Source organism: Aeromonas sp. MaB10011B (assembly GCF_017939325.1).
Taxonomy (GTDB): domain Bacteria; phylum Pseudomonadota; class Gammaproteobacteria; order Enterobacterales; family Aeromonadaceae; genus Aeromonas; species Aeromonas caviae.
Map to the genome: position 1 here is coordinate 16,411 of NZ_JAGKRK010000001.1, position 22,377 is coordinate 38,787.

Annotated in this window: 18 protein-coding genes; 6 read left to right on the forward strand and 12 right to left on the reverse strand. The window is 62.3% G+C overall.

Features of this window, described 5'->3' with window-relative positions; genetic code table 11:
* The first annotated feature begins 7 nt into the window (after positions 1 to 7).
* Positions 8 to 1,423, forward strand: a complete 1,416-nt coding sequence (locus tag J9893_RS00050; RefSeq protein WP_042014661.1) for an FAD-dependent oxidoreductase — start codon at positions 8 to 10, stop codon at positions 1,421 to 1,423.
* Between the two features lie 82 nt (positions 1,424 to 1,505).
* Here J9893_RS00050 and J9893_RS00055 read toward each other — a convergent pair whose 3' ends face one another.
* A complete protein-coding gene (locus tag J9893_RS00055; protein WP_210599796.1) occupies positions 1,506 to 2,084 on the reverse strand; it encodes an O-methyltransferase in 579 nt (192 codons plus the stop codon).
* Positions 2,085 to 2,175: 91 nt separating this feature from the next.
* On the opposite strand from J9893_RS00055, the gene J9893_RS00060 reads away from it, so the two are divergent.
* Entirely contained in the window at positions 2,176 to 2,340 is a 165-nt protein-coding gene (locus J9893_RS00060; protein ID WP_210599848.1) for a hypothetical protein, read from the forward strand.
* On the opposite strand, the gene J9893_RS00065 is transcribed toward J9893_RS00060, so the two are convergent.
* The 5 genes from J9893_RS00065 to J9893_RS00085 form a co-directional block, all read right to left on the reverse strand.
* Entirely contained in the window at positions 2,337 to 2,768 is a 432-nt protein-coding gene (locus J9893_RS00065; protein WP_210599797.1) for a protease, read from the reverse strand. The genes J9893_RS00060 and J9893_RS00065 overlap by 4 nt on opposite strands.
* A gap of 44 nt (positions 2,769 to 2,812) precedes the next feature.
* A complete protein-coding gene (locus J9893_RS00070; protein ID WP_029314738.1) occupies positions 2,813 to 3,853 on the reverse strand; it encodes a M35 family metallo-endopeptidase in 1,041 nt (346 codons plus the stop codon).
* A gap of 253 nt (positions 3,854 to 4,106) precedes the next feature.
* A complete protein-coding gene (locus tag J9893_RS00075) occupies positions 4,107 to 4,742 on the reverse strand; it encodes a DUF2913 family protein (RefSeq protein WP_104453094.1) in 636 nt (211 codons plus the stop codon).
* Positions 4,743 to 4,857: 115 nt separating this feature from the next.
* On the reverse strand, positions 4,858 to 6,153 hold the full coding sequence (locus J9893_RS00080; RefSeq protein WP_010675179.1) for a DEAD/DEAH box helicase: 1,296 nt from the start codon (positions 6,151 to 6,153) through the stop codon (positions 4,858 to 4,860).
* Between the two features lie 245 nt (positions 6,154 to 6,398).
* Positions 6,399 to 7,049, reverse strand: a complete 651-nt coding sequence (locus J9893_RS00085; protein WP_210599798.1) for a DedA family protein — start codon at positions 7,047 to 7,049, stop codon at positions 6,399 to 6,401.
* Between the two features lie 332 nt (positions 7,050 to 7,381).
* Between J9893_RS00085 and J9893_RS00090 the strand changes: the two genes are divergently transcribed.
* The 3 genes from J9893_RS00090 (at position 7,382) to J9893_RS00100 (ending at position 10,083) form a co-directional block, all read left to right on the forward strand.
* Positions 7,382 to 8,350, forward strand: a complete 969-nt coding sequence (locus tag J9893_RS00090) for an autotransporter domain-containing protein (protein ID WP_210599799.1) — start codon at positions 7,382 to 7,384, stop codon at positions 8,348 to 8,350.
* A 217-nt stretch (positions 8,351 to 8,567) separates the two neighbouring features.
* Positions 8,568 to 9,200: a topoisomerase DNA-binding C4 zinc finger domain-containing protein gene (locus J9893_RS00095; RefSeq protein ID WP_052816477.1), complete on the forward strand. Its 633-nt coding sequence runs from the start codon at positions 8,568 to 8,570 to the stop codon at positions 9,198 to 9,200.
* Positions 9,201 to 9,225: 25 nt separating this feature from the next.
* Entirely contained in the window at positions 9,226 to 10,083 is an 858-nt protein-coding gene (locus tag J9893_RS00100; protein ID WP_103858272.1) for a nuclease-related domain-containing protein, read from the forward strand.
* A gap of 69 nt (positions 10,084 to 10,152) precedes the next feature.
* On the opposite strand, the gene J9893_RS00105 is transcribed toward J9893_RS00100, so the two are convergent.
* The 6 genes from J9893_RS00105 to dapB all read right to left on the reverse strand — a co-directional run bounded on the left by J9893_RS00105 (position 10,153) and on the right by dapB (position 20,623).
* The gene (locus J9893_RS00105) at positions 10,153 to 11,316 is read right to left on the reverse strand and encodes a DUF1615 domain-containing protein (protein WP_164882116.1); all 1,164 of its coding nucleotides are present in this window, start codon (positions 11,314 to 11,316) and stop codon (positions 10,153 to 10,155) included.
* Between the two features lie 145 nt (positions 11,317 to 11,461).
* Complete coding sequence (locus J9893_RS00110) at positions 11,462 to 12,367, reverse strand: GGDEF domain-containing protein (protein WP_210599800.1); 906 nt, start codon at positions 12,365 to 12,367, stop codon at positions 11,462 to 11,464.
* A 244-nt stretch (positions 12,368 to 12,611) separates the two neighbouring features.
* Entirely contained in the window at positions 12,612 to 14,270 is a 1,659-nt protein-coding gene (gene leuA / locus J9893_RS00115) for a 2-isopropylmalate synthase (protein WP_210599801.1), read from the reverse strand.
* A gap of 503 nt (positions 14,271 to 14,773) precedes the next feature.
* Positions 14,774 to 17,998, reverse strand: a complete 3,225-nt coding sequence (carB, locus tag J9893_RS00120) for a carbamoyl-phosphate synthase large subunit (protein WP_041213100.1) — start codon at positions 17,996 to 17,998, stop codon at positions 14,774 to 14,776.
* 16 nt (positions 17,999 to 18,014) lie between these two features.
* Positions 18,015 to 19,151, reverse strand: a complete 1,137-nt coding sequence (carA, locus tag J9893_RS00125) for a glutamine-hydrolyzing carbamoyl-phosphate synthase small subunit (protein ID WP_210599802.1) — start codon at positions 19,149 to 19,151, stop codon at positions 18,015 to 18,017.
* A gap of 659 nt (positions 19,152 to 19,810) precedes the next feature.
* On the reverse strand, positions 19,811 to 20,623 hold the full coding sequence (gene dapB / locus J9893_RS00130; RefSeq protein ID WP_210599803.1) for a 4-hydroxy-tetrahydrodipicolinate reductase: 813 nt from the start codon (positions 20,621 to 20,623) through the stop codon (positions 19,811 to 19,813).
* 316 nt (positions 20,624 to 20,939) lie between these two features.
* Here dapB and J9893_RS00135 point away from each other — a divergent pair, with 316 nt between their 5' ends.
* The gene (locus tag J9893_RS00135; RefSeq protein WP_039040381.1) at positions 20,940 to 22,286 is read left to right on the forward strand and encodes a Na+/H+ antiporter NhaC family protein; all 1,347 of its coding nucleotides are present in this window, start codon (positions 20,940 to 20,942) and stop codon (positions 22,284 to 22,286) included.
* Positions 22,287 to 22,377: the final 91 nt, after the last annotated feature.

The following is a 22,377-nucleotide window of genomic DNA, read 5'->3' on the forward strand; positions in this document are numbered from 1 at the left end:
GAACCCTATGAGCCAGAACGTATTCCAGTTTATCGATGTCCAGCGGGTCGACCCGCCCAAGAAGCCGCTCAAGATCCGCAAGATCCAGTTCGTGGAGATCTACGAGCCCTTCAACCAGGCCCAGGTCGGCATGCAGGCGGATCGCTGCCTCGACTGCGGCAACCCCTATTGCGAGTGGAAGTGCCCGGTACACAACTACATCCCCAACTGGCTGAAGCTGGCCAACGAGGGACGCATTCTGGAGGCGGTGGAGCTCTCCCACCAGACCAACAGCCTGCCGGAGGTGTGTGGCCGCGTTTGCCCACAAGACAGACTGTGTGAGGGTGCCTGCACCCTCAACGACAGATTCGGCGCCGTGACCATCGGCAACATCGAAAAATACATCACCGACAAGGCGTTCGAGATGGGCTGGCGCCCGGATCTCTCCAAGGTGGTCAAGACCGGCAAGCGGGTCGCCGTCATTGGCGCGGGCCCCGCGGGCCTTGCCTGTGCCGACGTGCTGGCACGCAATGGCGTCACCCCTGTGGTGTTCGACAAGTACCCGGAGATCGGCGGCCTGCTCACCTTCGGTATCCCCTCCTTCAAGCTGGAGAAAGAGGTGATGCAGCGCCGCCGCGAGATCTTCGAGGGGATGGGGGTGGAGTTTCGCCTCGAGACCGAAGTGGGCCGTGACGTCACCTTCGCCGACCTGCTCGGTGAGTTCGATGCGGTCTTCCTCGGGGTCGGCACCTACAAGTACATGAAGGGCGGCTTTGCCAACGAAGAGGCGCCGGGGGTCTACGACGCCCTGCCCTACCTCATCTCCAACGCCAATCGCTTGCTGGGCTTTGAGAAGGCGCAAGCCGATTACATCGACTTCGCCGGCAAGCAGGTAGTGGTGCTGGGGGGCGGCGATACCGCCATGGACTGCGTGCGCACCGCCATCCGCCAGGGGGCCGATCGGGTGATCTGCGCCTACCGCCGGGATGCCGAGAACATGCCGGGCTCCAAGCGGGAGGTGAAAAACGCCCAGGAGGAAGGGGTGGAATTCATGTTCAACCTCCAGCCCATCGGCGTGGAGCTGGACGCCCACGGCCGCACCTGCGGCATCAAGGTGGTGAGCACCGAGCTCGGCGCCCCCGATGCCAATGGCCGCCGCAATCCTGTGGTCATTGAAGGCTCCGAGCAGGTGCTGCCCGCCGATGCGGTGGTGATGGCGTTCGGCTTCCAGCCCAACCCCCAGCCCTGGATGGCAGAGCACGGCGTCGAGCTCGACGGCCGGGATCGCATCAAGGCGCCCGAGAAGGCCGAGTACGCCTTCCAGACCAGCAACCCCAAGGTGTTCGCCGGTGGTGACGCGGTGCGCGGCTCGGATCTGGTGGTGACCGCCATTTATGAGGGTCGCAAGGCGGCCGAAGGGATCATGGACTACCTGGCCGTGTGATCTGCCGTCGCAACCACGCAGTCATGCAAACAGCCCCGCTCGTGCGGGGCTGTTTTTTTATGCCTGGCTTTGGTGGTGCGCTCTAGCACCGCACCACCAGCCACTCCCCCTTGCCCACCGGCACCAGGGAAGTCAGGAAATCGGGGTCACGCCGCACCTGTGCCATCCACTCCCTCATCTCGTCCTCATGGGAGATGGCATTGTCCACCACCAGCAGACCGCGGGGGGCAAGCAGGCGCTGGATCTCGGGCCACCAGGCCTGATAGTGCAGGCGATCGGAGTCCAGAAAAATGAGCTGATAGCCCGCCGTCGGCAGGGTGGGCAGCAGCGTGCCTGCTTCGCCCGCCAACTGCTCAATCCAGGGAGCGAGCCCGGCCCGCTCAAAGTTGGTCGCCGCCATGGTCCGTTTGCCCTCGTCCAGCTCGATGGTGGTGACCCGGCCCCCCAGCCGTTTTACTGCCTCGGCCAGCCAGAGGGTGGAGTAACCGTTGGAGGTGCCGATCTCCAGCACCGCATCGGCCCCCCTCGTCTGCACCAGCACCGCCAGCAGCTCGCCGGTATCGCGGGTAATGTTGAGCATCTTGCTGCCACGGGAGTGTTGCGCGCCGTCATTCTGCTCGCCAAAGCGCTCCAGCTCCCGTTTCAGTTGTTCCAGTGCCATGTCTCCTCCTTGACGGTGTAAACGAGTCGGCCCGGTGCATGGCATGGCTGGACCGCCCCTCATGTTCATCATTTTGCTATAGACCCACTCGGTGGCCCATCCCCTGCGTCATCCGGATAAAGACAACACTCTGGCTCACCATGTGATCACGCTGGTGCACTGCTGCTGGCGGGAAAGCCAATCGTCACGCGGTCTGGCGGTGGCCCCTCGCGCCGTCGGGCTGCTGGATACCAAGGGCAAGCCGCAGATCGCCTAGGGGGCCACCCGGGTAAAGTCGACGGCGGGGCAGCTGGGCGCCACGCCCTTGGTCAGCGTCAGGGGCTGGGCACGATAGCTGAGCCGGTAGCGGCCCGGTTGGGACAGATCGTAGGCCTGCGCCAGATCCGCATCGGCCTGGCTCTGCTCCCCCGCCCCCAGGTGCAGGAAGTCGCCGTCCCCGGGGGTACCTCGCTTGGCAAGCGGCCCTCGATAGTCCAGCGACTGCCCATCGCGGGTCAGGTCGATGGCATCGGCAAACCACCCCTCGAAGGGGGTGAACCAGGTCAATACCTCGAGAGGCGTCTCCCCCCGGTTGGTCAGGGTCATCACCAGGGGCAGGGGTTCGTTCACCCCGCTCTCTGCGCTGACCGACAGCTCGCACTGCAAGGGCGCCAGTGCCAGGGTGGTGAGCAAGAGTGTCATCATGGTGCCTCCGTCAAAAAAGGGGCCATCCGGCCCCTGTTTGCAACTCAATTTTCGCTCGGGGTATTCTCGGCGAAATATTCATGGTTGTCGGCATTGTTCAGGGCCTTCTGGGGATCCGTGCTCGCCAGATTGCGCGCATTGGCCTGACCGTATCCCAGATCGTCGGTGCCCGCCACCACGTTGAAGTGGCTCAGCTCGTGGACAATGGTGCCGGCGCGGGAATCGGTCCCGGTGACCGGCGCTGTCCAGAAGCTCTTGCACAGATAGACCTTGTAGGGCTGGTCCGGATAGACATAGGCAAAGTAGCTCTGCTTGCAACCGCAGTCGAAGGTGAGCGGCTTGTTGTCGATGGCATCCTTGATCTTGCTGAAGTTGGTCTCGGCCTGGTTCCAGCGGGTGGCGTCATAGGCGCCAAACCAGCTGCGGTAGCGCTGCCCATTCGGCTTGTCCACCGCGAGGTAGCTGCTGGAGTTGTTGGCGATGCCACTCGCGGCATCGAGCGCCGCCAGGATGTCGCTCTTCTGGGTGTTGGTGCAACGGCCGCTGAAGCTGACCGAGGCGCTCACTGCCTGGGGCTCGGCCACCGCCGCCTTGGCCAGCACCCGATCGTCGCTCACCCCGTCCACCCAGAGGGTCACGGCATTGGACTCGCTCGCCTGGGCCTGTTTGGCCTTGGCCGCTTTCCCCTCCTGCGCCACGGTCGGCAGCAGGTAACGGATGCTGTACTGGCCCTGGGCGCTCATGTCGTAGAGACCGGAGACCTCCGCCTGCACAGTCAGGCTCTGGCCTGCCTTGAGCAGTTGGTAGTCCTTGTCACTCGGGGCGGCCCGCTTGATCAGGGCCCCTTCGTAATCCACCGGCTGGCCGTCACGCTCCACCTGGAACAGGGGGGCATCCTCGCTGCCTGGCAGTTGCCATTTGAGCAGACGAACCGGCTTCTCCCCGGTGTTGGTCAGGGTCAGGTTGACGCGCACATCGTCTGTGCTGCCCTCCACCAGAGTGAGCCGGGCATCGAGTCCGGCGGCGCAGAGCGGGGACGCCAGCACGCCGGCTAGCAACAGGGCAATTGGAGTCGCTTTCATCATGTTTCCTCATTCATTGAGTGTCGCCTTGTCAGGCGGTCTGCTTCCTTTAAGGCCCTCTTTGGGGCCCATCCACCCTAGAGCAGAAGCACCACCCCACCATCCCTCCATATGGGGGACGCCCCCCATCAGAGGGGGAGCTCCTTGGCTGCGACAAAGATTGCCCGCCCGGCCCGAGCGTGCAGGCAACCCCGTGGGGTGCATTTGCCATAAAAAAACCCGGCGCAGGGCCGGGTGACGGGATGAGAAGGCGGGATCAGGAGGACAGCAGCGCCAGGGCAGGCTGCGCGTTGCCCGGCATCAGCCGATAGGCCTTGTGGTGCTTGACCAGGGTGGTTTTCTTGTTGCCTTGGCTCAGCAGCAGGCCCCGGGCAAATGCCGCCTCGGCCAGTACCTGCTCGTCCCCGCGCACATAGAGGGTGAGGGGCTTGACCAGCTCACCTCCCTCGATATGGCCCTGATACTCGCTGGCCGAGATGATCAGGCTGGATTGCCCCTGGCTCAGCAGCCGCTGCCGGGTGTGCAGTTCGCTGTCAGTGAACACCAGCCAGCCCGCCCCCTCCAGCGCCAAAAGCAGATCGGCCAGGCGCGCCCCCAGCTGTACCGGCTCATGCATGGCACGCTCATACTGGCGCTGCACCCGCTCAAGCAGCCCCTTGAGATCGGCCCCCGCCCCCAGCGTCCGCCCCAGTTGCACCCAGGCCTTGAGATCCTCCATCACCAGCCGGGAGAAGCGTTTCTCCTTGAGAGAATCCGCCATCCAGGTACAGAGAAAGTGGCTCTCCTGGGCGGGGGTGCGTTTGCCCGTCTTCTGGGCAGCGGTGCGCTCCAGCTCCGCCAGGCTCTGGCGGGCCATCTCGAGCAGGGCCTGATTGTAAGCAGGAAGGGTCATCTCGGATCCTCTTGAAACGGGGCGGCCAGGGGCCGCGTCATCGACAGCACAAAGGCGCCAGTGGCGCCTTTGGAGAGTAAACGCCCCTCCCCGACCGGGAGGGTGCGACGTTGCCTTATTTCGGCTGACGGGGCTTCTTGGCCGCCGCCAGACGCTTGAGGCGCTGACCTTGCAGTTTCGCCTCGGCCATGGCCTGGGCGGCGGCATTGTCTTCACGCTGCGGGCGCTTGCCGAAGCGGCGGCGCTCCTGCAACTGCTTGATGAGGTCGTCACGGCTGCTCACCTCGTAACCCGGCACCATGATGCGGCGGATCTTCTGGCCGATGAGGGCCTCGATCTCCAGCAGGGTGCGCTCCTCCTCGCGACTGACGAAGGAGATGGCCATGCCGCTCTTGCCAGCGCGACCGGTTCGGCCGATACGGTGCACGTAATCTTCCGCGAGGAACGGCAGATCATAGTTGACCACGTATTCCAGGCTCGGAATGTCCAGGCCGCGGGCGGCCACCTCGGTGGCCACCAGCACCCGCAGCTTGCCTTCGGTGAATTCACGCAAGGCACGGCGACGGCTCCCCTGGGCCTTGTCACCGTGCACCACGGCAGACTTGATGCCGTCTAGGTTGAGCTCCTCCACCAGTTCATCGCAACTCTCGCGGGTGCTGGCAAACACCAGCACCTGCTGCCAGTTCTGCTTGCCGATAAGCTCGGAGAGCAGCTCGCGCTTGCGCTTCTGTTCCACCGGATAAACGGTATGGCTCACGGTGTCGGCAGTGGAGTTCTGCTTGTCGACGGCCACCACCTGGGGTTTGTCCAGCATGAGGTTGGCCAGCTTTTTCACCGCCTCGGAGAAGGTGGCGGAGAAGAGCAGGTTCTGGCGGGTCTTGTTGACCGCCTGCAGGATCTGCTGCACATCGGCGCTAAAGCCCATGTCGAGGATGCGATCCGCCTCGTCCAGCACCAGGGTCTCGACCCCGGAGAGGCTCAGGTTGCAGGCGGTGAGGTGCTCGAGCAGACGGCCAGGGGTGGCCACTATGATGTGTGCGCCCGCTTTGAGCTTCTTGGCCTGCACATCCTGTTTGCCACCACCCACGATGGTGAGGGTAGTGATATCAAGATACTTGGCAAAATCGTTGATATTGCTCGCCACCTGGGCCGCCAGCTCGCGGGTCGGGGTCAGGATCAGCACGCGGGCATTGGAAGGCTGCACCGGCGCCGGGTTGTCTACCAGGCGTTGCAGGATGGGCAACGCAAAGGCGGCTGTCTTGCCGGTACCGGTCTGGGCACTGGCCAGCACATCGCGGCCACGGCGAATGGCCGGGATGGCCTGGCTCTGCACAGGGGTCATCTCCTGATAACCGCAATCTGAGATGGCGCGCAAAATCTCGGGGGCAAAATCGAACGATTCAAATCTCATGTTGGGTTCCTGTGTTCCAGCGGAGCTGTAGTTGGCGTGGGTGGCCTGGGCCGGCGTGTGGCCTGGCATCGGCGAGGCGTGAAGCCAAGGACGGCTGGGTCTGACATCAGATCAGAAGATGAGCCGGAAAATGGCGGGCGCGAAGTGTAACAGATAGGCGGCAGGAATGCCGCCTCAAATGGCCTGTATTTTTCCGGGGGCTGCGCCCGCCAGACGCGGCAGCAGGCGCAGCCCGGGCAGTGAGATCAGCGCACCCGCTTGCTCGGACGCTTGAGCAACCGCATGCCGATGGCCGCCACCGCGATGACGAACAGCCCGAAAGAGGTGACAAGCAGGCACTTGGTCAGCAGCTCCTGATGATGAGCAAAGACCGGGGTCGCCATCACCATCTTGCCCACCATGCTCAATACCAGGGACCAGAGGAAGGCGCTGGCAAAACTCGCCACGGCCACCCGCAGCAGGTGCAGGCGGGAGACTCCCATCAACATGGGGGTCAACACTCTCACGAAGGGGATGAAACGGGACACGAACATGGCCCAGAAGCCGTAACGATCCAGCAGTCGGGAGGCCCTGGGCAGGCTCCCTTCCGGGATCATTCGCTCCACATGGCCCATGAAACGGGTGCCATGCAGTGCCTGCCCCTGCCAGTAGGCGAGCACGCACCCTATCCCGGCCGCGAGCGGCAGATAGAGCAAGGTCACCTCGGGCCCCAGCACCCCCATGCCCACCAGACCGCCCGCCAGCAGCACCAGGCTGTCACCGGGCAGGGGCAGAAAGACGAAGCTCGATTCAAGGAAGAGGATCACCACCAGACAGGTGACGAGCAGACCGATTGCCTGCATTTGTATAAGCTGATCAAAATCCTGATGCCATATGGCAAGCAGCATGTCCTGCATCTGGTGTGACTCCCATCAACGTAATGCGCATTCGTCATGATGACCCGAAGGCCCCGTCTGGTAATCCATCCCTGCTACCACCCCAATGTTCGTATGGGAGGCCTCTTATACACCCGGGGAACTGAACAATAAATTAATGTCTGTGATTTCTGCCCAGCGGTTCCCCCTTCTCGCGGCCCCCTGCCCCCGCCAAAGCGAGGGCAGCTTGGCCCATCAGGCCAATGCGCACACCCCAAAACAGGACGGGCCAGCCCTTGCCTGGCTGCCAAGCCAGATGAAACCCGTTACAGTGTGAACATGCCCCAATGGACGGGGTACTCATGGAGCCAGGTATGGCAAGACAGCTCTCTTCTCACACACTTTCCTTGCTGGCGGTTATTGCCGGCGTCTCTGCCGGTCTTGTGACAAAGGCCCGTGCCAGCGACGAGAGCCTGGTGCAACAGCGCGCCAACGCCGTCGTCTCCCTCATGAGCTACGCCGTGGTGCCGGATATCACCGCCAGCAACCTGAATATCGGCAGCGGCACCAACGACACCTCCGCCCTCACCATCACCCAGCTCGGGGGTGGCGCCACCCTGAGCGAGGATGTTCCCCTCTATCTGGAGGGCACCCTGGGCTACAGCCGCTACGATCCCCAGTTCGTGTTCACCGATGGCAACGAGACCCGCACCATACCCACCAAATGGAACAGCCTGAGCGCCACCGGCGGCATCGGCTGGGATGTCAGCGTCCACCGGGATCGCTTTGGTGGCAATCTGGTGCTGCGGCCCATCGCCAATGTCACCCTGGGCACGGTGGCCAGCGACCTTCGCATCGGGGCCGCCCTACTCGAGCACAGGAGTGGCCAGAATCTGGACTTCCTCGACGGCGGCACCCTCAATGTCTACGGCCTCGGCGGCTCATTGATGCTGGACTATGAGCTCTTCTCCGCCGCCCAGGACATCGATGCCGAGCTGCGCTACTCCTACCAGCATCTGCAAAGCTTCACCGGCACCGCCGAGAGCGTCAGCGGTCAGGCCGATGCGGAAAACCTCGGGCTTTACCTGCGCCGCCGCGCCCCCCTGTGGGACTGGACCCTGCTGGACAGGCCCCTTCGCTACGTGCTGGAAGGAGCCAGAACCGAATACCTGGGGCAGCAACGGGGGCTGCTCGGTTTCAACAGCCTCAACTCCCTGGGACTTGGCCTCGAACTCGACAGCAGCAAGTACGACATCTTCATCACCCGCACCCGGCTGGTGGCCCGCTATATGTTCAGCAACAGTACCAGCGGCTACTCCATCGGACTGGCGATGAGTTTTTAGCGCAGCAAGGCGACATGAACCGTCCCCATCACCAAATCTCTGACTGAACGCACATTTGACTCCATTGCCGCTATGAGGTCCCACCTGTATCTCCTAGCATGGGGATACGGACGGTGGGTGAAGACGTGAAGCAGAACCACGCCGGGGATTGTGGTCAGGCTGACTGCCTACTGTTGAGCAGAGAACACATGACATTTCCAGGGACAGGGAGCTTGTTATGGCCAAATTTCTGAATACCAGCGCAACCAACTATTTCCTCGAAGAGCTGATAAAGGATGCCAAGGAGCGGTTAATCCTGATCAGCCCCTTTCTCAAACTCAATGACAGGATCAAGGAGCTGCTGACCGACAAGAACCGGCTCAAGATCGATGTGCGGATCGTCTATGGCAAGAGCGAACTCCAACCGGAAGAGATCAGCTGGCTCAAGGAGCTCACCTATATCCGCACCAGCTTTTGCAAAAATCTCCATGCCAAGTGCTACCTCAATGAGGAGATGTGCATTGTCACCAGCCTGAACCTCTACGAATTCAGCCAGGTGAACAACAACGAGATGGGGGTGTTGATCCGGCGGGCGGATGACAGTGAGCTGTACCGCGATGCCTACGATGAAGCTCAGCGCATTATTCGGGTGAGCGAGGAGGTGCGCATCACGTTGGAGCGCGTCGCAAGCGACAGTGACCCGCAGGACAACGTGGCCGCCCATGCAGGTACAGCACCGGTTTGTCCAAAATGCGGCACAACCATGGTACTGAGGACCAGCAAACGGGGAGATACCAAGGGTAACAGCTTCTGGGGCTGCCCCGAATACCCCAAGTGTCGCAGCATCATCCCCATCGAGACCCATCCCTGACCGGGATCTGTGAAGGCTAAATCACATGGATATCACTGCTGCCATAGCGCCGCTGCTGACTCAGCTCTGGTTTCTCCTGCCACTGCTGTTGATTGCCACCCTGCTCAAAACGGCCTGGTTCAAAGGGATGGTCGGGGAGTGGTTTATCAATCTCTGTATTCGGCTATTTCTCGACAAGCGGGAATATCGCCTGCTCAAGGACGTGACCCTGCCCACCCCCCAGGGCAGCACTCAGATCGATCACGTGATCGTCTCTCGCTTCGGGCTATTCGTGATTGAGACCAAGAACATGAAGGGCTGGATATTCGGCAACCCGACCCAGAAAAGCTGGACCCAGCAGATCTATCGCCGCAAGCACAGCTTCCAGAACCCGCTGCATCAGAACCACCTGCACATGATGACCCTCAAATCCCTGCTGGGGCTCTCAGACAACCAGCTTCACTCCGTCATCTTCTTTATCGGCGACTGCACCTTCAAGACCCCTATGCCGCAGAACGTGATGAACCGCGGGCTCATTCGCTACGTCAAGGGTATAACCACGCCGGTATTGGCCGAGAGCGAGGTCGCTCACGTTGTCGACACCATTCAACAAGGGCGACTTGCCGCCAACTGGCAGACTCACAGACAGCATGTCACCCAGCTCAAGACTCGTCATGCCGACCCATCCGCCAACCATGTTTCCACCCGCGAACCTGTCAGGCAATCAGTTGCAAACCCACCCTCACAGAGCGTATCGCCACCGGACAATCCACCCCCGATCTGCCCCAGATGTGGCAGCACCATGGTATTGCGCACTGCCGGTCGAGGTGACAACAAGGGAAAACCGTTCTGGGGATGCCATGAATTCCCCACATGCAGGGGGACCAGAGCGCTGATGAAGTAGATGGGAAGGCTGAACGACGGAGGCATAAAACAAAGGCGGCCAATTGGCCGCCTTTGTTATTTCAGCAAATCAGCGGATCGTTGCCATCTTCTGCACGCAGCGCTGCTCGCGCTCATCCACCCGCTTGGCAAACCAGGCGGTGGTGAGGTTGCGGGTGATCTTGGGGCTCTTTAGCTGGATACCGGGCAAGATGGCGCGGGGTTGCCGTGTCCCGGCCTGTTTGTCGGCCAGGGCGAAGACCCTGTGGTAGAGATCGCTTTTGGCAAAGTCGCTGCTGTCCCCGAGCTTGAGGCTCTGGTGAATGGCCTGCTTGCTCATGTTGACGCGGCTGGCGATGCTGTGGACCGCGAGTTCGGTCTTGCCGGGCAAATCCGAGTCGTAGCGGATGAGATCCCCGTCCAGGGCCAGGGGCTTGCCACTCACCCGGCTTACCGCCGCCTGGAAGGCCGCATTGCGGCTCGCGTACCAGCCCGCATTGAAGTCGGCGAAGCGATAGAGGGTATCCGGGTAGTCGGCGGGATAGCCGAAGATGTGTTTGGTGCCAAACCAGATGCCGCCCCGACGAGTGAACACCTCGTGGCGAATGGACTCCTTCACGGGATAGGGGTAGCCACGGGCGTTGGCTTCGGCAAAGGCGACGCTCACCTGCATGGGGCCGCCGGTGCGCACCGGGTTGAGGTTGCCAAAGAGCTGCTTGCCCATGGGGACGCTGCCTATCATGTCTTCGAAGATCTCGCTCATCTCCCGCTCGGTGCGAAGCTTGTCGATGCGCTCGGCATAGCTCTTGCCAGTGGGGGATTGGATGGAGAGGGCCGTGCGCACCATGAACTCGGGGATGAGCAGCTTGCCGGCCCGGGCATTGATCTCCTTCCAGGCAATCTTGTTGAGGTTGGGCACCACGGGGTCCGCCTGATAGGTCGCCTCCTGCTCCGCCACCGCCAGCACGCTGCAGACGTTGTGATCGCTCACCGTCAGCCCCTGGGTGGTGAGCGCCGTCACCACGTCATTGGCCCAGCCCGGCTTGTCCACCACGTTGCGCGGCAGGAAGCGCACGATGCGGCTCTTCATGTCGGCCGGTTTTTGCGGCTGCATCGCCTTGGGAATGGGGCGCCCCGCCGGCGTCGCCGGGCTGGTCGGGGCGGGAGGCTCGCTGGCACAACCCGACAGCAGGGCAAGGGTAAGCAGTGACAACCAGCGCCAATGGGCATGAAACAAAGAGTAAGAGGGGATCATGAAGGCTTCCTGAAGAGCGGGACCTGCCCCTCATCGCGAATGAGAGGGCTCGAATGCATGGAGGCGGACATTGTAGGGAACAAGTCTGACAAGATGAAGGCGGATGAACCTGCTGGCCCGCTGGCTGCGGCATCCCCTGGCGCCATCACGCCAGCTCCACCCGGTTGCGTCCCAGGTGCTTGGCCTGATAGAGGGCGAGATCGGTACGCTGCAGCAGGGCATCCACCCCCTCCCCGCTCTGGCTGATACCCAGGGCAAGGCTCACGGTGAATCTTACCCCGTCACCTGAGACCAGCTCTTCGGTCGCGCACCTTATCTGCTCCGCCAGCGTACGGGCCTTGTCGCCCGTCATGCCGGGCAGCCAGATGGCAAACTCCTCTCCCCCAAGGCGTGCCACCACCCCATCCAATGGGCAGAGCTGGCGCAGCAGGGTGCTGAATTCACGCAGCACATTGTCGCCGATGGCGTGGCCATAGCGATCGTTGATCAGCTTGAAGTGATCGAGATCCAGCAGCAGGAGCGGCGTCCCCTCCTCTCCGTGCGCCTCCAGCACGGCGCGAAACGCCCGGCGATTGGAGAGCCCGGTCAGCTCGTCTGACATGGCGAGGGAGGAGAGCCGCATCTGGGTGCCATACATCTGCTGCACCATAAGCAGCACACCCCAGGCCGAGGCCAGCATGCCGATCGTGCGCAGGCTGTCTTCCACCGTGGAGAGCCACCAGGGCTGGAAATAGACCTCATCCATCAGATCGATGACGCCGGAGACGAGCCAGAGGGTCAGCCCGCCGGTGAGGGAGAGATAGGTTCTCAAGGTGATCTGGGCACACTGCACCACCCAGAACATGAACAGCAAGGTCAGCACGTTGAGCGCTTCGGCCAGAGCCCCGACGGTATAGAGGTTGTGCTCTGCCAGGGGATCAAAGCTGACCCCGGCCAGGATCCCCGTCAGCAGCAGCAGACAGGGCAGGCTCACCAGCGCGAGACGACGGCAGGGAGGAAGCGAGAAGAACCGGGCGGGGTGAACGGATAACCTGAGGGGAGTCTTCATCATGTTTTGGGCTCCAAGCGCGCATGTCTTCTATCCCGAATGGCAGCCGTTGGCTGCCATCGCCAGCGAACCCCGACGGCATTCCTGGTGGCAAATCACTGATATTGTGGGCCGATTTTTCCATAAAAAACAATCCCCTCACCATATGGGTCAGGGGATTGCTGCAACGGGGACGGCGCGATCTGCCGTGACATCGGGGTGGGCGGCCCTTCCCTGCTCCCCCTCACGGCAGGCGGGCAGTGCCGCCTCAGGCGCTCTGGCGCAGGGCCTGATGCTGGGCGGCGCCGTTGATCACCGCCTGCAGGGAGGCGTTGACCACGTCGCGACCGACGGCGACGCCACACATCCGGGTGCCCTCGACGCTCAGCAGCACATAGGCGGCGGCGCGGGATTCGGTGCCGGCGGTGAGCGCATGCTCGGAGTAATCCAGCACATCGATGTGCATGCCGGTCTGACGCTGCCAGCCGTTGACCAGGGCTGTGATGGCTCCCTCCCCTTCACCGCACAGTTGCAGGGTGCCGTGGGGGGTCTGCAACTCCAGGCGCAGGCTCTCCTGACTGTCATGACCGAGCTGGAAGCGCCCGATGCGATAGCCGTGGGCAGGCTCGAGATAGTGCTGCTCGAACAGGGTGCGGATCTGCTCCGGGCTGATTTCGCTGCTGCTCGCCTCAGCCTCGGCCTGCACCCGGCGGCTGAAGTCGATTTGCAGCCAGCGCGGCAGTTGCAGACCGAGGTCACGCTCCAGCAGATAGGTCACCCCTCCCTTGCCGGACTGGCTGTTGATGCGGATCACCGCCTCGTAGCTGCGACCGAGATCGGCAGGATCGATGGGCAGGTAAGCCACGTCCCAGTAGTGATCCGGTTTTTCTGCCGCGAGAGACTTGCGGATGGCGTCCTGGTGGCTGCCGGAAAACGCCGTGTAGACCAGCTCGCCGGCATAGGGGTGGCGAGGGTGCAGGGCAATCTGGGTGCAGGCCCCCACGGTGGCGACGATGGCATCCATGTCGGACAGGTCCAGCTCGGGGTCAATCCCCTGGCTGTAGAGGTTCATGGCCATGGTGACGATGTCCATGTTGCCGGTGCGCTCCCCGTTGCCGAGCAGGGTGCCCTCGATGCGATCCGCCCCCGCCAGCACCGCCAGCTCGGCGGCGGCCACCCCGCAGCCTCTGTCGTTGTGGGTGTGGATGGAGATGCTCACCTCGGGTCGCGCCTTGAGGTGTCGGCAGAACCACTCCACCTGATCCGCAAACACGTTGGGGGGGCTCACCTCCACCGTGGCGGGGAGGTTCAGGATCATCGGGCGGGCAGCGGCGCGCCACTCGTCGATGACGGCGTCACACACCTCGACGGCGAACTCCACCTCGGTGCTGCTGAAGCTCTCCGGAGAATACTGGAAACTCCACTCGGTGCCCGGATTGCGGGCCGCATACTCCCGCACCCAACGCGCCCCCTGCACGGCGATGGCCTTGACACCGTCCTTGCCTGAGTTGAACACATAGTTGCGCTGGGTCGGGTTGACCGAGTTGTAGACGTGAACGATGGCCCGCTTCGCCCCCTTGAGGGCCTCGAAGGTGCGGGCGATCAGATCTTCGCGCGCCTGCACCAGCACCTGGATGGTGACGTCATCGGGGATGAGGTTGCGCTCGATGAGTTCGCGCACAAAATCGAAGTCGGGCTGGGAGGCCGCCGGGAAGCCCACCTCGATGTGCTTGAAGCCGATGTGGGTCATCAGCGCCCACATTTGCAGCTTCTGGGCCACCGTCATGGGCTCGACCAGCGCCTGATTGCCATCGCGCAGGTCCACGGCGCACCAGAGCGGTGCCCGCTCCAGTACCCGGTTGGGCCACTGGCGATCCGCCAGGTTGATCACGGGGGCACGGCGGTATTTGCGATGATCGAAGCTCATATTCAGATTCCCTTGACGGATGGGCGAGGCGCCGGACGACCGGGCCGACAGGCGGGTGGGGCAAGGAGGGGAAGCGGGTTGGTGCGGTAACACCGTCCCTGACGAGTCGCGCGGCGGTAACCCCGCGACCGGTTTTCCTGCGGCCCCCGTCGGTCACCGGGGCCGGCCACGGCAGCCGGATCGGGCTGCGGGCGCTGATCCTCTCGCACGCCACCTTTTGGTGTGTCGGCGCAGACGACCTTGTTTGTATGAGCACCCAGTATAGGGAGGTCGTGGGGGCGAGAGATTGCGAAGATTGCACCCCACCAGGCCAATTGAGCAATATTGATGCAGTGAATGTCCAATAAGGGGGTGAGTCTCACCACCCCTGATGGATTATTCGCCATCTCACCCATCTTCTTTGCTGGCGCCCCCCCGGAAGTGGCAGGGCGCAGGCAATAAAAAACCCCGCCATCGCTGGCGGGGTTTGCGTGCATCGAGCGGGCAGCGTGCTGCCGGTGCTCTTAGCGGTTGTTCACCTTCTCATGCAGCTCCTGCACTGAGTTCACATTGGCGGTGGCATCGACACTGATGGCCATGCAGGTGGCGAAGGCCGCGTGCAGCGTGGTGGTGTAGGCCACCTTGTGCTGCAGGGCGCCACGGCGCAGCTGCTTGGAGTCCTCGATGGCCTGACGACCCTCGGCGGTGTTGACGATGTAGGTGTACTCGCCATTCTTGATGCGATCCAGAATGTGCGGACGCCCCTCGTGCACCTTGTTGACCAGACGCGGGTTGATGCTCGCCTCGCCCAAGGTCACGGCGGTGCCGTGGGTGGCGTCGAGGTCATAACCCAGCTCCAGCAGCTTGGCGGCCAGGTTCACCACCCGCTCCTTGTCGCCGTGGCGAACGGACAAGAGGGCGCGACCTTCGCTCGGAACCTGGTGACCGGCACCCAGCTGCGCCTTGGCATAGGCCTCGGCGAAGCTGCTGCCCACCCCCATGACTTCACCGGTGGAGCGCATTTCCGGCCCCAGCAGCGGGTCCACACCCGGGAACTTGGCGAACGGCAGTACCACTTCCTTCACCGAGTAGTAGGGCGGGATGATCTCGGTGGTGAAGCCCTGTTCTTTCAGGCTCTGACCGGCCATGACGCGGGCGGCAATCTTGGCCAGCGGGGCACCGGTGGCCTTGGAGACGAAGGGCACGGTACGGGCGGCACGGGGGTTCACCTCGATGAGGTAGATCTCGTTGTCTTTCACCGCGAACTGCACGTTCATCAGACCGACCACGCCGAGTTCCAGCGCCAGCTTGCGCACCTGCTCGCGCATCTCGTCCTGGATGGCCTTGGACAGGGTGTAGGGCGGCAGGGAGCAGGCGGAGTCACCGGAGTGGATACCGGCCTGTTCGATGTGCTCCATGATGCCGCCGATAACCACATCGGTACCGTCGCAGATGGCGTCCACGTCCACCTCGGTGGCGTCGTCCAGGAAGCGGTCCAGCAGTACCGGCGACTCATTGGAGACGCTCACTGCCTCGGCGAAGTAGCGGCGCAGGTCCTGCTCGTCATAGACGATTTCCATGGCGCGGCCACCCAGCACGTAGGAGGGGCGAACCACCAGCGGGTAGGTGATGCGCGTGGCCAGTTGCACGGCCTGCTCCAGGGCGGTGACGGTGCCGTTTTCCGGCTGCTTGAGCCCCAGGCGCTCGACGGCGGACTGGAAGCGCTCGCGATCTTCCGCGCGGTCGATGGCATCCGGGCTGGTCCCGATGACCGGCACACCGTTGGCTTCCAATGCTCGCGCCAGTTTCAGCGGAGTCTGGCCGCCGTACTGGACGATGACGCCCTTGGGCTGCTCGACCCGCACGATTTCCAGCACGTCTTCCAGGGTGACTGGCTCGAAGTAGAGACGGTCGGAAGTGTCGTAGTCGGTGGAGACGGTTTCCGGGTTGCAGTTGACCATGATGGTCTCGTAACCGTCTTCGCGCAGGGCCAGCGCCGCGTGTACGCAGCAGTAGTCGAACTCGATGCCCTGACCGATACGGTTCGGGCCGCCACCGATGACCATGATCTTGTCGCGGTTGGTGGGGTTGGCCTCGCACTCTTCGTCGTAGCTGGAGTACATGTAGGCGGTGTTGGTAGCGAACTCGGCGGCGCAGGTATCGACCCGCTTGTAGACCGGGAAGATGTTGTGGCGGGCACGCAATTTACGCACTTCACCTTCGGCCACGCCGAGGATCTTGGCCAGACGGGCGTCGGCAAAGCCTTTGCGCTTGAGGGCGCGCAGGAAGTCGGCGTCAAGACCGGCCATGCCGCGCTCTTTCACCTGCTCTTCCAGTTTCACCAACTCTTCAATCTGCACCAGGAACCAGGGGTCAATCTTGGTCAGCTTGAACACGCCGTCCATGGAGAGGCCGGCGCGGAAGGCGTCGGCGATGTAGAAGATGCGCTCGGCACCAGCATCCTGCAGCTCGTGACGGATGCGGGTCAGGGAGTCGGGGGCGTTCAGGTCAACCATGGGGTCGAAGCCGGTCTTGCCGGTCTCGAGACCACGCAGGGCCTTGTGCAGGGACTCCTGGAAGTTGCGGCCGATGGCCATCACTTCACCCACGGACTTCATCTGGGTGGTCAGACGGTCGTTGGCACCGGCGAACTTCTCGAAGTTGAAGCGCGGCACCTTGGTCACCACGTAGTCGATGGCCGGCTCGAAGGAGGCCGGGGTACGACCACCGGTGATGTCGTTCATCAGCTCGTCCAGGGTGTAACCGATGGCGAGCTTGGCGGCGATCTTGGCGATGGGGAAGCCGGTCGCCTTGGAGGCCAGTGCAGAGGAGCGCGACACCCGCGGGTTCATCTCGATGATGACCATGCGGCCGTCTTTGGGGTTGATGCCGAACTGGACGTTGGAGCCGCCAGTCTCGACGCCGATCTCGCGCAGCACCGCCATGGAGGCGTTGCGCATGATCTGGTACTCCTTGTCGGTCAGCGTCTGGGCTGGCGCGACCGTGATGGAGTCACCGGTGTGGATGCCCATGGGGTCGAAGTTTTCGATGGCGCAGACGATGATGCAGTTGTCGTTGCGATCCCGCACCACTTCCATCTCGTACTCTTTCCAGCCGATGAGCGACTCGTCGATGAGCAGCTCCTTGGTCGGGGAGAGATCCAGACCGCGCTCGCAGATCTCCACGAACTCTTCGGTGTTGTAGGCGATGCCGCCGCCCGAGCCACCCATGGTAAAGGAAGGACGGATGATGCAGGGGAAGCCGACCATCTGCTGCACGCCCCAGGCCTCTTCCATGTTGTGGGCGATACCGGCACGGGGGCACTCGAGACCGATGCTGCGCATGGCCTTGTCAAAGCGGGAGCGATCCTCGGCCTTGTCGATGGCGTCGGCGGTGGCGCCGATCATCTCGACACCGAACTCCTTGAGCACGCCATGCTGCTCCAGCGCCAGGGCGCAGTTCAGCGCAGTCTGACCACCCATGGTGGGCAGGATGGCGTCCGGGCGCTCTTTCTTGATGATCTCGCGCACCACTTCCCAGGTGATGGGCTCGATGTAGGTGGCGTCGGCCATCTCCGGGTCGGTCATGATGGTGGCCGGGTTGGAGTTCACCAGGATGACGCGGTAGCCCTCTTCTTTCAGGGCCTTGCACGCCTGGGCGCCGGAGTAGTCGAATTCGCAGGCCTGACCGATGACGATGGGGCCGGCGCCGAGGATCAGGATGCTCTGTAGGTCGTTACGTTTTGGCATGGCTCTCTTTATCCTCTTAGGCGCGATACTGCTTGATCAATTCAATAAAGTGGTCGAACAGACCGGCACAATCGTGCGGGCCCGGGCTCGCTTCGGGGTGACCCTGGAAGCTGAAGGCCGGACGGTCGGTGCGATGGATGCCCTGGAGCGACCCATCGAACAGGGAGACGTGGGTGGCACGCAGGCACTCGGGCAGGGTCTGCTCGTCCACCGCAAAGCCGTGGTTCTGGGCGGTGATCATCACGGTGTTGTCGTCCAGGCTCTTCACCGGGTGGTTGGCACCGTGGTGGCCGAACTTCATCTTGATGGTCTTGGCGCCGGAGGCCAGGCCCAGCAACTGGTGGCCCAGGCAGATACCGAACACCGGGGTGCTGGTATCAAGGAAAGCCTTGATAGCTTCGATGGCGTAGTCGCACGGCTCGGGGTCGCCGGGGCCGTTGGAGAGGAAGATGCCATCCGGGTTCATCGCCAGTACCTCGGCGGCCGGGGTCTTGGCCGGCACCACGGTCAGGCGGCAGCCACGGTCCACCAGCATGCGCAGGATGTTGCGCTTCACGCCGAAGTCGTAGGCCACCACGTGGTATTTCAGCTCATCGGCCGCCGGGGTGACGTGACCCTTGCCGAGCTGCCAGCTGCCTTCAGTCCAGCTGTAGGATTCGCTCACGGTCACTTCCTTGGCCAGGTCCATCCCCTTCAAACCGGGGAAGGCGCGGGCCTGTTCGAGGGCATGGGCTTCATCGAGCTGCTTGCCGGCCAGGATGCAACCGGCCTGGGCGCCTTTTTCACGCAGGATGCGGGTCAGCTTGCGGGTGTCGATGTCGGCGATGCCAACGATGTTGTGGGACTTGAGGTAATCGGAGAGGGGTTGCTGATTGCGGAAGTTGGAGGCCAGTATCGGAAGGTCCCGGATGATGAGGCCCTGAGCATGGACCTGACTGGACTCTTCATCTTCGCTGTTGGTGCCGGTGTTGCCTATATGGGGGTAAGTGAGGGTAACGATCTGACGGGAATAGGAGGGATCGGTGAGGATTTCCTGATAACCCGTCATCGACGTGTTGAAAACCACTTCACCAACGGAACATCCCTCGGCGCCTATCGACACGCCTTTGAACACAGTTCCATCTTCCAGCACTAGCAATGCAGTGTGATTCAAGACAACCTCCAGTTATTTAGCTTTAAATTCAGCAATTTACCTGGGTGTTGCGGGCTCGGTTCCGGTCTTTGACAGGACTCGAACCCGGCAGATTTCTGGCAAATTGGGCGCATTCTACTTAAAAACGATCTCATTTCAACGTCTTTTCTCGTTTGAAATGCATCTAAATTCAATAAACAAGCAACATTACCCATTATCTATGCACTCACTCGCTTTGCAACCCCCTCTTCAAAAAGAAAAGCCAAACACAGACAACAAAGCGGCGCCCGATGCCATGCAACGTACAAAAAACCAAATTTACCACTTAATAAACAGCAAGATAGAAAATTAAAAAATAAACAACACAACAGAAAAAACACCATTTGAAGCCAGAAAAGTGAACGCCAAGTATAGAAAACGTTTTTCTTGTATTGCATTTTTAGTCTATTTCACATCAAGGCGAAATGCCCCCCGCAGGGGAATATTGAGACCCAAACCCGTTACCCCTTGATGACATTTTTGTCGCAAGAGGGTGGCAGGCTTGTAAGAATGGCAGGATTTAGCGAGGTTCACTCAAAAAGTGATGATTAAGGCTCATTTCTACAAAAAAGTGACAAAAAACCCCGGCGGACCGGGGTTTGGCAACCAGTACGGGAGTCTGCACTCCCCCTGAAGACGGTTTATTTCAGACCGAGCACATCCTGCATATCATAGAGACCGGCCCCTTGCTGGCCGAGCCACTTGCCCGCCCGCACTGCACCGTTGGCGAAGGTCAGACGGCTGGAAGCCTTGTGGCTGATCTCGACCCGCTCGCCGATGTCGGCGAACATGACGGTGTGCTCCCCCACCAGATCTCCGGCGCGGATGGTGGCAAAGCCGATGGTGTTGCGATCCCGCTCACCGGTGATCCCCTCACGGCCATAGACGGCGCACTCTTTGAGATCCCGGCCCAGGGTTTTCGCCACCACTTCCCCCATGGAGAGCGCAGTGCCGGACGGAGCATCCACCTTGTGTCTGTGGTGCCCCTCGATGATCTCGATGTCGGTGTACTCCCCCATCACCCTGGCCGCCTGCTCCAGCAGCTTGAACACCAGGTTGACCCCGACCGAGTAGTTGGAGGCGAAGACGATGCCGATCTGCTTGCCCGCCTCGTGCAGGGCCGCCTTGCCCGCCTCGTCAAAGCCGGTGGTGCCGATCACCATCTGCTTGCCATGCGCCAGTGCAAAGGCGAGGTTCGCCAGGGTCACCTCGGGGCGGGTGAAGTCGATGATGAGATCGAACTCGTCCTTCACCTGCTCCAGACTGTCGCTGATGATGACGCCAAGGCGCCCCAGGCCGTTGAGTTCACCCGCATCCAGACCTATCACGGCAGAGCCCGGTCGTTCCAGCGCCGCTCCCACCACCACGCCCTCGGCGTTGGCGATAGCCTCCAGCAGCACCTTGCCCATACGACCATTACAGCCCATCACGGCCACACGGATCGGATTGTCCATCTCCACCCTCTCATCTCTTTATTATGGAAAGAGACCGTTTTACCAGCCCGCGCCCCCTTTGAAAAGCCCGATCTGGCCCGCCAAACCACCCCGACATTTAAACGACAAATTCATTAAAAACAGAATAAATAACGGAATTACCAGACAAGTCAGAATCACGAAGTAAAAAGCCCTATCCATCTGGACGGCTATCTTGACCCGGGCGGGCCGACTCACTACTGTTGGCCCCCCATGGTGGCAGGATGCCCGCCCTGTGCCCGCCCTGGAGGCGCCACAGGCAACGACAGGAGGTCATTGTTCAAGTTTCGAGGAACACATGATCCAGACCCAACCCCGTGCCAGAGCCCTGCTGCCCCTTCTGGTCTTTCTTGCCCTCTTCATCGGTACCGGTACCTGGCTGACCCTGCAGGGGGTCGAGTTCGCCTTCTACCAGCTCCCCGCCCCCGTTGCCGCCCTGCCCGCCGTCATGCTGGCCCTGCTGATGGGACGCGAGGGGTTCAACAAGAACCTCGAGACCTTCTTCAAGGGGGTGGGCGAGAGCAACATCATGGCCATGTGCCTCATCTATTTGCTGGCGGGCGCCTTCGCCACCGTGGCCAAGGCCACCGGCGGGGTGGATGCCACGGTCGCCCTCGGCCTCTCCCTCATTCCGGGCTGGTGCCTGCTGCCGGGGCTCTTCCTCATCTCTGCCTTCATTGCCACCGCCATGGGTACCTCCATGGGCACCATCGGCGCCGTGGCACCGGTGGCGCTGGGCGTCGCCCAGGCCGCCGGCATCGATCCGATGCTGATGGCGGGGACCATCCTCTCCGGCGCCATGTTCGGGGACAACCTCTCCATCATCTCCGACACCACCATCGCCGCCACCCGCAGCCAGGGCTGCGAGATGAAGGACAAGTTTCGCGAGAACATCAAGATTGCCGCCCCCGCCGCCGTGCTGGTGATCCTGCTCTATCTGGTGCTGGGCTCCACCGGTGAAGCGCCGGCCCCCACCGCCGAGGCGGACTTGCTCAAGGTCGCCCCCTATCTGCTGATCCTGGTGCTGGCCCTCTCTGGCATGAACGTCTTCATGGTACTGGGGCTCGGCATCCTGGCGGCCGGTGGCGTGGGGCTGCTTGGCAGCTACTCCCTCGGCCAGTTCAGCAAGGACATCTATCAGGGCTTTACCAGCATGCAGGAGATCTTCCTGCTCTCCATGCTCATCGGCGGTCTGGGTGCCCTGATGGAACGCCAGGGTGGGCTCGCATGGATAAGTGAGCGCATCGCCGCCCTGATTGCCCGCTTCACCCGCCACCACGATGGCGAGCAGAACGAAAAGGCGGCCGAGCTGGGCATCGCCGGCGTGGTGAGCCTCACCAACCTGTGCACCGCCAACAACACCGTGGCCATCATAGTCGCGAGCAAGGTGGCCAGGGATCTGGCGGACCATCACGGGGTCACCCCGCGCCGCGCCGCCTCCATGCTGGACATCTTCTCCTGCGTGGTACAGGGGCTGATTCCCTGGGGCGCCCAGGCGCTGCTGCTGGGTTCCATCTTCGCCCTCTCGCCGATCCTGGTCGTGAGCATGAGCTTCTACCCCATGGCGCTGGCACTGGCCGCCATCGTGGCCGTTTTCCTCAAGCACCAGATGGGCGCAGTGGCTCCCGCCCCACACCGCTCCTGACACCCGACCTCAGGGGCCGCCCGGCTGGCGGCCCCGCCATCAGCTTTTCATCCCGTCGGCCCCTTGCTAAGGTAGCGCCAGCCCACCTTTG

What these genes read in the sequence shown, in the direction of transcription:
- J9893_RS00050 (WP_042014661.1), top strand. Translation starts at nt 8, where the DNA reads ATGAGCCAGAACGTATTCCAGTTTATCGATGTCCAGCGGGTCGACCCG.
- J9893_RS00055 (WP_210599796.1), bottom strand. Translation starts at nt 2,084, where the DNA reads ATGGCACTGGAACAACTGAAACGGGAGCTGGAGCGCTTTGGCGAGCAG.
- J9893_RS00065 (WP_210599797.1), bottom strand. Translation starts at nt 2,768, where the DNA reads ATGATGACACTCTTGCTCACCACCCTGGCACTGGCGCCCTTGCAGTGC.
- J9893_RS00070 (WP_029314738.1), bottom strand. Translation starts at nt 3,853, where the DNA reads ATGATGAAAGCGACTCCAATTGCCCTGTTGCTAGCCGGCGTGCTGGCG.
- J9893_RS00075 (WP_104453094.1), bottom strand. Translation starts at nt 4,742, where the DNA reads ATGACCCTTCCTGCTTACAATCAGGCCCTGCTCGAGATGGCCCGCCAG.
- J9893_RS00080 (WP_010675179.1), bottom strand. Translation starts at nt 6,153, where the DNA reads ATGAGATTTGAATCGTTCGATTTTGCCCCCGAGATTTTGCGCGCCATC.
- J9893_RS00085 (WP_210599798.1), bottom strand. Translation starts at nt 7,049, where the DNA reads ATGCAGGACATGCTGCTTGCCATATGGCATCAGGATTTTGATCAGCTT.
- J9893_RS00090 (WP_210599799.1), top strand. Translation starts at nt 7,382, where the DNA reads ATGGCAAGACAGCTCTCTTCTCACACACTTTCCTTGCTGGCGGTTATT.
- J9893_RS00095 (WP_052816477.1), top strand. Translation starts at nt 8,568, where the DNA reads ATGGCCAAATTTCTGAATACCAGCGCAACCAACTATTTCCTCGAAGAG.
- J9893_RS00100 (WP_103858272.1), top strand. Translation starts at nt 9,226, where the DNA reads ATGGATATCACTGCTGCCATAGCGCCGCTGCTGACTCAGCTCTGGTTT.
- J9893_RS00105 (WP_164882116.1), bottom strand. Translation starts at nt 11,316, where the DNA reads ATGATCCCCTCTTACTCTTTGTTTCATGCCCATTGGCGCTGGTTGTCA.
- J9893_RS00110 (WP_210599800.1), bottom strand. Translation starts at nt 12,367, where the DNA reads ATGATGAAGACTCCCCTCAGGTTATCCGTTCACCCCGCCCGGTTCTTC.
- leuA (WP_210599801.1), bottom strand. Translation starts at nt 14,270, where the DNA reads ATGAGCTTCGATCATCGCAAATACCGCCGTGCCCCCGTGATCAACCTG.
- carB (WP_041213100.1), bottom strand. Translation starts at nt 17,998, where the DNA reads ATGCCAAAACGTAACGACCTACAGAGCATCCTGATCCTCGGCGCCGGC.
- dapB (WP_210599803.1), bottom strand. Translation starts at nt 20,623, where the DNA reads ATGGACAATCCGATCCGTGTGGCCGTGATGGGCTGTAATGGTCGTATG.
- J9893_RS00135 (WP_039040381.1), top strand. Translation starts at nt 20,940, where the DNA reads ATGATCCAGACCCAACCCCGTGCCAGAGCCCTGCTGCCCCTTCTGGTC.